The sequence below is a fragment of the Protofrankia sp. Cas4 genome, assembly GCF_963555915.1.
Lineage (GTDB): Bacteria > Actinomycetota > Actinomycetes > Frankiales > Frankiaceae > Protofrankia.
Map to the genome: position 1 here is coordinate 1 of NZ_CAUVXL010000162.1, position 10287 is coordinate 10287.

Sequence of the window (10287 nt, forward strand, 5' to 3'; positions counted from 1 at the left end):
GCCCGGCAATAGGTGCGTGCCCCAGCCCCGCGACGCCGACTCGCGGCAGCCTTCTCCGAGCTCGCAGTGTCTACGGCACCACTCGGAGCACATCACCAGGGTGTGTCCGAGTCGGGTATCGGGCTACCCGTAGGCAGGCACGCAACGTCACTAAATGGAGCAAGGTGTTGAGCCCATACGATCACCCGGTGAACAAGATCGTGCGGTTTGAGCCCGCATTGAGCCCATAACCCTCAAAGGATCTTCTTTGGTCGATCAAGAAAGCGAGATCACCGCAGGCCACAACCATGATCGGATGTGGGCCGCCAGGGGCTCGAACCCTGAACCCAGAGATTAAAAGAACGTTGGAATACGTGCCGGAACATGTCCGCCCGAACCCGAGAATGCCCGAACGTGCAGGCCAGGGCAATTTCAGGTGCCAGCGGGTGCCGGGCACTGCCGGTCAGGTTCGCAACGCCCGCACCCGCAATGAGCCCACAGCACCCATCGTTTCTTCGGATAACAGATAATCATGTACGTTATCCACAGTATTTGACGAATCCCGGCAGCGCGATGCTGATCGTCGGGGATCTTCCGCACCTCTCGCCAGACGTCGCCGCCTACGCGACGTCATCCGCCACGCCCGGAGTGCTCGGCGGATGACGTCGCTGGCATTCGTGTGATCGGCAACCGCATCGGCACCACGTCTGCAGGGGCCGACCCCAGTGGACGGCGGCCCCCATGCGACGTGGCTCTGCAACGTCATAGCCGGCCTCGGTCTCGGCCGCCTACCATGGTCCTATGCAGATGACGTATGCGGAACTCCATGAACTGGTGGACCGTCTGACCCTGGAACAGGCTGGTGCAGTTCGGGACGTCGTGCGTCACCTTGTGAGTTCGGTGCCGGCGGGTGAGCCAGCCGCTGAGGATCAGGATGGAACCGTTGCCGAGCAGCCGGTGCGTCGCCTGTCATTCGCAGGCATGCTCCACAGCGGCCGAGGGGATCTTGCTGTTCGGTCTGAGGAGATCATCCGTGCGGAGCTGGGGCGTCCCACGTGATGGTGGTCGACACCGGGCCGCTTGTCGCGGCTCTTGATGCCGATGACGCTGATCACAAGCGATGTCTGGACCTGTTGGAGCGTTATGCCGGGCTGTTGCTGGTTCCGGCTCCGGTGCTGACCGAGGTGTGCTGGTTGCTTGAGCGTGAGCGGGGTTCCCAGGCTGAGGCGGCCTTCCTTGACGCGCTCGCCGCTGATGAGCTTCGGCTCGTGGAGCTCCAGAAAAGCGATCTTCGAAGGATGGCAGATCTGGTCCGCCGTTACGACAACCTCCCGCTCGGAGCCGTCGACGCATCGGTCGTTGCAGTCGCCGAGCGGCTTGGAACGGCGCAGGTAGCTACGCTCGACCGACGTCATTTTACGGTCGTGCGCCCCAAGCACGTCCCGGCGTTCGATCTGCTTCCGTGACGACTGGCGGATCCGCGTGGCAGTTTCGCGGTCACTAGCACTTGTAGCTGGCAGAGCGCGGCTGGACAACAGAGGTACAGGCGTCGAATCGCTTCCGACGGAAATCCTATCAATCATGGAGTGAGATAGAAGCCCTGGTCAGATCCTATGGACGAGTTTCGGACGTGGACAGGACCCGACGAGCACCGGGCACTCACTCCAGCTGGCCGGAGGATGACGTGGCGTACGCACGCGACGCACTTTGGGGCGTAAATCTCCAGGTGCAACTATCGGAACCTGTGGGGGATTCGGCTGGTAACCCACTGGTAGTGGCGTCGAAGTACAGCACGCAAGCGACGGAAATAGCCAGTAAGCAACCATCCCGATCGAGCTCGCCGGGCAGGTCTATGGGCAACTCCTATCAGCGCACGTGCGAGTGATCCCCGAGGTCCGATTCCGTCGTCATCCGCGGGACGGTTCTATGTGGCGGGCCTGTAGAAATAACGTGACAGGCTCGACCAGATCTGGTGGCAGCGGCTGGAACGGGCCGACTACCAGGCGGACCGGGCCCGGCGCCAGTACCAGCTGGCCGAGCCGGAAAACCGGCTGGTCGTACGCCAGCTGGAGGCCGACTGGGAAGCCGCGCTGGCCGAACGGGCACGGTTCGGTGAAAGAGATTGACGATCTTCTAAACGATGTTCGTAACTCGGATGGTGTGGACTTGCCAGCGAGCGCGCGACCCCTGGCGCATACCCGCGGAGGTGGACCGCACCGACGCATGCTCATAGCCGCGGCCAGCGGTTTAGCTCACGAAAGGTCCGACAACCGCACCAACCCGTCGTTGCTGGCGCTGGCGATGGTCCTGCCGTCCGGGGCGAACGCCACGGACATCACCGCGCCGGTGTGGCCGGTAAGGATTCTCCGCGGCACCGGCTGCGGACGCCGATACGACGGCGGTGCCTGCGCTGCACCCTCCGGGCGCGTGCTCAACGCCAGCAGGCTCGCCACCCAGCGCCGCACTGGTCCAGGGGATGCGCGACTACTTCGGCGCCCACACCTACCGACGCATCGACGACCCAGGCACCTTCCACACGGAGTGGTCCGATGGGCGCCAAGAGATCCGGACGAGCTGGTGAGGTCCGCCTCATTCTCTTTACCCCCACCCGCCAATATCAACATGGCCTAACGAAGTGCTACTAGGCATGGCCAGATGATCAGGTCGGTCCGCCGAGCCCATATCTCGCGCTCCCGATCAATCGGGCAGCTTTACCGAGTGTCCACTAAAGCGGGTACGGTCCAAGCCGCACCGGTACCACATCTGCGGTCGACCTCAATGCGATAGATTCGCATGCGATTCGCATCGGGGTATGCTGGCAGGCATGGTCAGAACGACATCGACTCCGCTGTATCTTGGTGATGATCTTCGTGCCCGTGCCGAGGACGCCGCCCGCAGCGCGGGGGCGTCGCTGTCCGCGTGGGTACGTGAAGCGATCGTGGAGCGACTCGACCGGCAAGCGGTCATCGCGGATGGTCTGGCAGCTGCCCGGGAGTGGGAGGCCGAACATGGCCCGCTGTCACAGAGTACCCTCGACGAGGCCCAACGTGAGCTGGAAGACGTCGGCATCCTCCCGCGCCGGACCGCGTGAACCTGCTCTATGACGCTGGCGCGCTCGTCGCAGGCGAACGTGACGACGAACGCATGTGGGCTCGCCATATCAAGGCGCTGGCCGGCGGCGTCACTCCCGTGGTCCCGGCGCCGGTCATCTGGCAGGTCTGGCGGGACGGGGCGCGACAGGCCCGCCTCGCGCGACTGCTCCGCGGTTGTCTGGTCGAATCGGTCGACCAGATGACAGCGCGCGCTGTCGGGGAGCTGTTGGGCCGTTCCCGTTCCAGTGACGGGGTCGACGCGATCGTCGTTCTGTTGGCCGCCCGTCACGGTGGGGTCGTGTACACATCCGACCCGGGTGATCTTCAACATCTGGCCGGGCACCTCCCGAACGCCCGACCATTCACGATCATCAAGGTATAGCGGGCAACAGAGCCAGGTCGACGGCGTGCAGCAGTTGGATGATGGTGCTGCGGGCGTAGCCGGTGCGTTCGGCGATTTCGACGGAGCCCAGGCTCGCGGCCCGCGTGAGGCCGGCGGCCGTGCGCAGGCCGGTGGTGGAGTGTTCGGTCCCGGCCAGGGCGGTTTCGCGGCCCGCGGCAACGGCCGCGAGGGCCGGTAGACGGCGGCAACACCCTCGCTGTTCGTGACCCCGGGCCGCCGGAGGATCTCTGCGTGGGAAAGCGGGCGGTCAGTGCCTGCTGCAGGGCGACGGCGTCCGCCGGGTGGTCGGTGGCGTACCGGTCGAGGTCCACCGGTGGCAGATCGACGCCGGCAGGCTCGTCGAGGATCAGGCCGTGGCCGTCACGGATCTCCACCTGCCAGCAGCCGAGGGTGTCGATCCCGAAGGCGATCCGTTCCGGCCGGTGCGGGTCGCTCCCGCCGGATCTGCGGCATTGGTGGGCGCTCCCGGTCTGCTGCTGTGCTCGGTGCTGGTCGGGTCCGCCTGCGGGCTGCTGCTGGCAGGGGTCGGTGGCAGCCGGGGGTGGGTCGGTGATGTGCGGGGACGGGACTGCAGCCGCGGTTCGCACGCGCTCCAGACGGCGTCGAGCAGGCCTGCTGGTACCGCAGGCACGGAACCCCCGGTTAGAGCGACCGGGGCCGTCACCCCCGACGGCCGCCGGGTTCTCGGCTGGGCGGTGGGGCAGGATGGTCGGCTCGCGCCGGTCGGCGCGTTCGAGGGCGTTCCGCAGACCGTTGCCGGCCTGGCCGCACGTTGATCATAGAATTCAGTGCGTTGCGTGATTGAGACCTGTTCCGTGCGGATCTTCACCTCCCGCCCTGCGGTACCGCCATGGCCGGTTGACGCCGCAGGGGCCGTGTGCTGCGCGGATCAGAGCCGCATTGATAACGATCAATGCCGTCGTTCCGACTTTCCGCGCGGGACCGGGCACCGGTCTGGAACACTGCGCGGGTGGCAGCCGCGGACGGGACCGGCCGACCGGTGCTACTGCGTCAAGGTCTCGCCTTGGAGTACGTCACGCTGGGCTGGAATGCGGTCGGGATCGTCGTCCTGACGCTGGCCGCGGTCGCGGCCCGGTCGGTGGCCCTGGCCGGGTTCGGGTTGGACTCGCTCATCGAGATCGGCGCGTCCACCGTGGTGATCTGGGAACTGTCCGGCACCGGGCAGGACCGTGAACGCCGGGCGCTGCGCCTGATCGGGGCCGCGTTCGCCGGGCTCGCCCTGTATCTGGTCATCGAGTCCACCGTGGTGCTGGCGGCTGGCTACCGTCCCCGCCACAGCCCGGCCGGCATCGCCTGGACCGCGATCACCGCCGTGGTGATGGTCATTCTTGCCGCGGGCAAGGCACACACCGGCGCGGCGCTGGACAACCCGGTGCTGTCCGCCGAGGGCCGGGTCACCTTTGTCGACGGTGTCCTGGCCGTGGCTGTGCTCGCCGGCCTGGCCCTCAACGCTGGGCTCGGCTGGTGGTGGGCCGACCCGCTGGCGGGCTATGTGCTTGTCTTCTACGCCGTGCGTGAGGTACGGGGAATCGTCACCGCCGATCGCTGACTCATCACGCCCATCGACAGCCCCGGTCCGCAAGGCTGTCGGCAATGCCAGGATCATGACTGTCGGCGGTGGTTATACCTAGTTATACTTAACCGTGTGAAGACTGCGATCTCGATCCCGGACGACACGTTCAGCGAGGCCGAGCGCCGCGCCGCCGCGCTCGGCGTGAGCCGCTCCGAGTTCTTCACGACAGCAGCCCGTCGCTACATCCAGGAGCTGGACGCCCAGTCCCTGACCGAACGCATCGACGCCGCACTTGCGCTCGCGGGTCCCGACGAGTCGTCCCAAGCCGCGGTGCGCGCAGGCCGGCGTGCCCTGGCCGACGGAGAGGACTGGTGATCACCCGCGGCGATGTTCATTGGGTCGACCTTGGCGAGGCGGAGGGTAGTCGCCCAGCCAAGCGCCGCCCGGTGCTGGTCGTCCAGTCTGCGTCCTACAACGCGAGCCGGTTGGTTACGGTCATCGCGGCCGTCATCACATCGAACACCGCGCTGGCCACCATGCCCGGCAACGTCTTCATCCCCGCTGCTGTGACCGGCCTGCAGCGCGACTCCGTAGTCAACGTGACCGCCATCGTCACTCTCAACAAGGGCGAGCTCGGGCGCGCCGTCGGCGCTGTACCGGAGAGCCTCATGCGAGATGTAGACCGGGGACTGCGTCACGTTCTTGCGTTCTGACGACGGTGAGCGCGGATCACACCAGCCGGGAGGAACACTGCCGGTTGACAAGTCGTCGTCGCCATCGGCGCCCTGAGTCCGTCGAGCCATCGACGGAGCCGGGCGTTCGTATGCAAGATCAAAATGGGCCGTCAGGGGCTCGAACCCTGAATCCGGATGTATGCGAACCAGTCCGAGAGGACTCTCGCGAACGCGATGGACCCGGCCTCCGATGTGACGATCGTTCATACCGGGGACAATCTGCTGGCCGCACTACCGATCGTCGCCGCATGTGACTACGCCTGCAGTACGCGCCGGACTGTCCCATCGTGAGTGTCGCCGCTACATGTAACCGCCGGACGTAAATGTAACTCGCCTGTGGTTACATTTGGGTGTGGTCAGCGACGTGAGCCGCTGGTCGCCAACGCGCTGGTCCACCGCGACCTCGACCACTGGTCCACCGGCCTCGCCGTCGAGGTACGACTACTGCGCGACCGCCTCGTCGTCGCGAATCCCGGCGGTCTGTACGGCATCACCGTCGACCGGCTCGGCCGCGACGCCGTCACCTCGGCACGCAACGCCCGACTCGTCGCCGTCTGCCAGCACGTACGGTCCTCCGAAACCGGCGCCCGCGTCATCGAAGCCCTGGCCAGCGGCATCCCTACCGTCACCGAGGCACTCACCGAACAGGGCCTGCCGCCAGCCCACTACGTCGACAGCGGCATCCGGTTCACCGTCGTCCTCCACCAACCCAGCACCACCCCGACAGCCACCGAGCCCGACCTGACCGCCACCGAACGACGTCTCTACCAGGCACTCGCCACCCGGGCGCGGACCGTCGCAGACCTTACGGACGAACTCAACCTGACCGCCCCGAACATCCGCAAAACCCTCCGCAATCTGCGTAGCCGTGGTCTGGTCACCCAGCTCGGCGGCAGGGGACGACCCACCACCTACCAGCGGACAAACCCGTAGTTCACGCCGGTCACCGCTTGTCTGTCGGCCAGTCCCGACCACCAATCGGCGATGCCGACAGCGTGGATTTGTAGGTTCGGCCCTTCGCCGGTCCTCGTCGGCGGCCCAGACAACCCGGGTGACCGCGCCTTCGGGCACCACTGTCAGGCCAGGCCATCCCGTCCCCGGCGCCTCGTAGGTTGTGCTGGCGCAGCCAGGGGTACCGGCGCAGGTTGGACCACGTCCAGTACGCGGACCTGGTGGCCGAGGGACGAATGTGCCCCGCCAGCAGCTGCCGCCCACCCACAGCTGGTACCTCGCCCAGGTGGCGGCCAGCTCAGGAGCACGTACGCCCGGTGAGTCGAGCCACTCGATCTGCAGTTCGATCCCGACGCTCACGGGAGCCACCCCGGAGCTTCCTCGGGAAGGATCGGATACCCCTTGTACTCGCCGGACCCCGAGTTACACAGCCGCGCCTCATAGACGCGTTCACCGGCCCGCGTCCACGCATAGCGCGGGAAGTCACCCTCGACGTACGCGCTGACATTGCCGGCCCGCACCGCATCGTGCAGCCACTTGGTGACCTCGTCGGGTCGAGGAACGTGGACACGGCCGGATCAAAAACTGGCAGACCTGGGCCACGAAAGCCGAAGGTACTGAGTTCCCACATGTCAACAATGCGGCCATCATCCGGCGAGACGAGTTCGACCTCTCCGGAACTCGCCTCACTCGCGAATATGCTCTCGTCCTCACCAGCACTACGAGCACACGTGCCACAGCGTCCTACTTCCACTCCCACGTCCGCGGCCAATGGGGCATCGAAAACGAAATCCACTACACTCGCGACACCGCCTGGCGTGAGGACGACGATCCGACCTACTCCCGCCCGAGAAGCACGAAAAATGCGTTGCGGCGAGTTCTCGAAGGCTGCCATGATCAGGGTCGTGGAGACGAGCGCGACGAGCCCCGAGGATGCTCTGGCCGTACTGCACCGTTCGTTGGACGCCCGGCTTCGCCCGGAGGGCGCAGCCGGGCTGGTGTTGACGGCGCTGGCCGGCCGGCTCCGACGGCGGGAACGCGTCGTCCTGGGTCGGGCGGCTGTGGCTGCACGCCGCTGGGGTGGCTGGACCTCGATGAGCATGGACTTCGCCCGTCCGGTCGGTGGCGCTAGGCAGGTCGCGGCCACCGCCCGGCTGTTCGACGTGACCACGTCGCACGTGGGGGTGGACAACCCGGCCAGCCTGCTGGAGTTCGCCGCCATGGTGGGATCGGCGATCGGCGCCGCACCAGACCAGCTGGATTTCCTCCGGGACCGGCTGAACCGCGAGGCGCGCGCCGCGGCGGGCGTGGAGGTGCCCAAGCGGCAGTACAACCGGCAGTTCCGAGCGTTGCAGCGGCTGGCCGCCAAGGCGGAACGGCTCAACGGTGAGCAGGACAAGCGGCGCCTGACACTGACCGCCCGGGCCGGCTTCGTTGCCGACATCAGCCTGGAACGGTTCCGTGCCGATCCCGACGCCGGCTGTTTCGTGGCCTACTACACGGCCCGACGGAAGGTGCGCCGGCAGTTCACGCTCGCCGGCCGGAACAACCCGTACGACGAGGTCGCGGACATGCTGTTCCGCCGGTGCGTTGCGAACCCCTCCACCGACTGGCCGATGGTCGCGCTGGCCTACGCGCCGCCGGACGTCGTCGGCCGGCTCACCGATGCCGAACGCGGGACGCTGCTTGGCCGTTGGTCCGCGGTGATGCGCGCGACGGCAGACCGGCTGGCCCGGGTGTGGGCGGTGAGCCATTTCGACCGGGCGACGATGGTCGTCCGGAAGGGCGACGATTCGTCGACGTGGAACCTGCTGTGCGGTGCCTACAACTCCGCGCGTGCCGGGTGGCTGTCGTGTCTCGCGGCCAGCGGGGCGACAGCCGCGCTCGACGTCGAGTGTCCCGGCAAGGCGATGATGCTGATCGCCGCGGACCTGGCGGCCTGGCACCGGACGACCGGCGGCCTGCACCCTGACGTGGGGGTGTCGACGCGGCTGCCGCTGCCGTGGGACGTGCTGGCCGGCCGCGGCCGGTGCACGCGAGCCGACGTGGAGGCGGCGTGCGCCGAGGCGGGCGTCGACCCGGAGAAGGGGGGTTGGACGGCGCCCCGCGCACCCGGTGCGGTGGCCGTGTTCACACCGACCCCGGAGCTGGTGCACGGCGTGTCCGTCGTCGACCCGATGTGGGCCTTGGTGCTGCGGACCGCGGGCGTGTTCAGCGGCAAGCCGACACGTGCTTCCGCCACGGCCGTGGTAGCCGAGGGCGTGCCCGCGCAGGTTGTCGCCAGCGACCTACCCAGCCGACCGATATCCGATGGACAATCCGGTTCGATGTAGGAAAGCATCAGAGCCGTCCCGCTGTAGCTCAGCGGTAGAGCCCCGGCTCTTAATCCGGGTGGACGCCGGTTCGAGCCCGGCCGGTGGGACAGGCGGCGGTTTTGTGGTAGCTCAGTGGTAGAGCGCCCGGCTCTGGTCCGGGTGGGCGCCGGTTCGAGCCCGGTCCACGAGACCGCCGCCACCATAGACCGGAATTCCGCTGGCCGCTGGCCGCTGGCCGCGGGCAGCGGGTCACCGAGAACGCCACCAAACAACGCATCCGCGCGGTCCTACGCGCCGCCCTGCACTGGGCCGACCTCGACGTCGATCACGCCACCATCGACATCCGCTGGCAGATCGCGCAACTTGGCTGGGCTACCGAAATGGACCGGCCGAAATCCGACGCCTGCGCCCGCACCGTCTCCCTCGACACCGCGACCATGACGATTCTCCACACCCACCGCACCGGGCAGGACACCGAACGTCTCGAGGTCGGTGACGGCTGGCCCGACACCGACCTCGTCTTCACCCAACCCGACGACCACCCCACACCTTGATCCAACCGGCAGTCCGGCTGGGGCCGGCAGATGCTCAATGCATGATCGTCAACGCCAGTCGCGCATCGACGTTCACCGCCTCGGCATAGGCACCAACACGGCTCACAGCCTCGGAGGTGATCGGTGATCCGCAGCATTGTTCGCCACGGCCCCACCATCAGCGTCAGGAGATCCGCCATGGCTGACAGATCCGGGCTGCGCCCAGGTTCGTCCAGCAGCCACCTGTCCACTCTGAAGCAAGGACGTCCGCCTCGCGGTATGAGCGACCAACCTGAAAGGCCTTGATGCTGGTAGCATTCAGTGATTTTTCGTGCCGATATGGTAATCGACCCCAAGTCGGAGGCCGGCTGCTGACCCGGCCGGCAGCGGGCGGCAGAATGTGGCCGTGCTGGAATTAACACGGGGAGCGAACACGGCCGTCGCTCCTATCGCGGGGACCGGACCGGTGCGCCTGACGCTGTCGTGGAAGGCCGATCCCCGACTGGATGAGCACGTCGATTTGGTCGCGTTGCTGGTCACCGATTCCGGCAAAGTGCGTAGCGACGCCGACTTCGTCTTCTTCAATGCACCGACCACATCCGACGGCAGCGTCAGCCTGCGCGGCAAGCACATCGTGGGCGGCCGCACGGCCGATGATCTCGATGTGGACCCGGCTCGTGTCCCGGCCGACGTCGTACGGGTGGTCTTGGCCGCCAGCCTGGACGCGTCGGGGGTGACGTTCGCCG

At 67.0% G+C, this 10287-nt stretch carries 14 protein-coding genes, 2 tRNA genes and 1 pseudogene; 15 read left to right on the forward strand and 2 right to left on the reverse strand.

The features are described 5' to 3' along the window. Window positions 1-1034 precede the first annotated feature (1034 nt). Entirely contained in the window at window positions 1035-1445 is a 411-nt protein-coding gene (locus U9979_RS14980; RefSeq protein ID WP_416220225.1) for a PIN domain-containing protein, read from the forward strand. A 786-nt stretch (window positions 1446-2231) separates the two neighbouring features. On the opposite strand, the gene U9979_RS14985 is transcribed toward U9979_RS14980, so the two are convergent. Continuing rightward, window positions 2232-2444 (reverse strand): WD40 repeat domain-containing protein, encoded by a 213-nt coding sequence (locus U9979_RS14985; protein WP_322779861.1) that lies wholly within the window; start codon window positions 2442-2444, stop codon window positions 2232-2234. Here U9979_RS14985 and U9979_RS14990 point away from each other — a divergent pair. The 9 genes and pseudogenes from U9979_RS14990 to U9979_RS15030 all read left to right on the forward strand — a co-directional run. Further along, window positions 2438-2560, forward strand: a pseudogene (locus U9979_RS14990) (hypothetical protein); the annotation flags it as partial. The gene U9979_RS14985 and the pseudogene U9979_RS14990 overlap by 7 nt on opposite strands. Before the next feature lie 243 nt (window positions 2561-2803). Further along, window positions 2804-3070 carry a hypothetical protein gene (locus tag U9979_RS14995; RefSeq protein WP_322779863.1) on the forward strand — a complete coding sequence of 89 codons (267 nt, stop codon included), beginning with the start codon at window positions 2804-2806 and terminating at the stop codon, window positions 3068-3070. Then, window positions 3067-3453: a twitching motility protein PilT gene (locus tag U9979_RS15000; protein WP_322779864.1), complete on the forward strand. Its 387-nt coding sequence runs from the start codon at window positions 3067-3069 to the stop codon at window positions 3451-3453. The genes U9979_RS14995 and U9979_RS15000 overlap by 4 nt, the downstream gene beginning before the upstream one ends. Window positions 3454-3478: 25 nt before the next feature. After that, window positions 3479-3652 carry a hypothetical protein gene (locus U9979_RS15005; protein ID WP_322779865.1) on the forward strand — a complete coding sequence of 58 codons (174 nt, stop codon included), beginning with the start codon at window positions 3479-3481 and terminating at the stop codon, window positions 3650-3652. Between the two features lie 103 nt (window positions 3653-3755). Then, window positions 3756-4250 carry a hypothetical protein gene (locus U9979_RS15010; protein ID WP_322779866.1) on the forward strand — a complete coding sequence of 165 codons (495 nt, stop codon included), beginning with the start codon at window positions 3756-3758 and terminating at the stop codon, window positions 4248-4250. Window positions 4251-4387: 137 nt separating this feature from the next. Continuing rightward, a complete protein-coding gene (locus U9979_RS15015; RefSeq protein ID WP_322779867.1) occupies window positions 4388-5044 on the forward strand; it encodes a cation transporter in 657 nt (218 codons plus the stop codon). A 96-nt stretch (window positions 5045-5140) separates the two neighbouring features. Next, window positions 5141-5383 (forward strand): ribbon-helix-helix domain-containing protein, encoded by a 243-nt coding sequence (locus U9979_RS15020; RefSeq protein WP_322779868.1) that lies wholly within the window; start codon window positions 5141-5143, stop codon window positions 5381-5383. Continuing rightward, the gene (locus tag U9979_RS15025) at window positions 5377-5721 is read left to right on the forward strand and encodes a type II toxin-antitoxin system PemK/MazF family toxin (protein WP_416220226.1); all 345 of its coding nucleotides are present in this window, start codon (window positions 5377-5379) and stop codon (window positions 5719-5721) included. The genes U9979_RS15020 and U9979_RS15025 overlap by 7 nt, the downstream gene beginning before the upstream one ends. A 357-nt stretch (window positions 5722-6078) precedes the next feature. Next, entirely contained in the window at window positions 6079-6675 is a 597-nt protein-coding gene (locus U9979_RS15030; RefSeq protein WP_322779870.1) for an ATP-binding protein, read from the forward strand. Between the two features lie 374 nt (window positions 6676-7049). Here the strand turns inward: U9979_RS15030 and U9979_RS15035 are convergent, their stop codons facing one another. Next, window positions 7050-7214 carry a hypothetical protein gene (locus tag U9979_RS15035; RefSeq protein ID WP_322779871.1) on the reverse strand — a complete coding sequence of 55 codons (165 nt, stop codon included), beginning with the start codon at window positions 7212-7214 and terminating at the stop codon, window positions 7050-7052. A 372-nt stretch (window positions 7215-7586) separates the two neighbouring features. On the opposite strand from U9979_RS15035, the gene U9979_RS15040 reads away from it, so the two are divergent. The 5 genes from U9979_RS15040 to U9979_RS15060 form a co-directional block, all read left to right on the forward strand. Then, window positions 7587-9026, forward strand: a complete 1440-nt coding sequence (locus U9979_RS15040; RefSeq protein WP_322779872.1) for a hypothetical protein — start codon at window positions 7587-7589, stop codon at window positions 9024-9026. 17 nt (window positions 9027-9043) lie between these two features. Beyond that, window positions 9044-9115: transfer RNA gene (locus U9979_RS15045), tRNA-Lys, on the forward strand. A gap of 11 nt (window positions 9116-9126) precedes the next feature. Continuing rightward, window positions 9127-9198: transfer RNA gene (locus U9979_RS15050), tRNA-Gln, on the forward strand. A gap of 190 nt (window positions 9199-9388) precedes the next feature. Beyond that, window positions 9389-9562, forward strand: coding sequence for a hypothetical protein (locus U9979_RS15055; RefSeq protein ID WP_322779873.1), 174 nt, complete (start codon window positions 9389-9391; stop codon window positions 9560-9562). Between the two features lie 379 nt (window positions 9563-9941). Next, window positions 9942-10287: TerD family protein (locus tag U9979_RS15060; protein ID WP_322779874.1), on the forward strand; the 346-nt coding region annotated here is incomplete at its 3' end.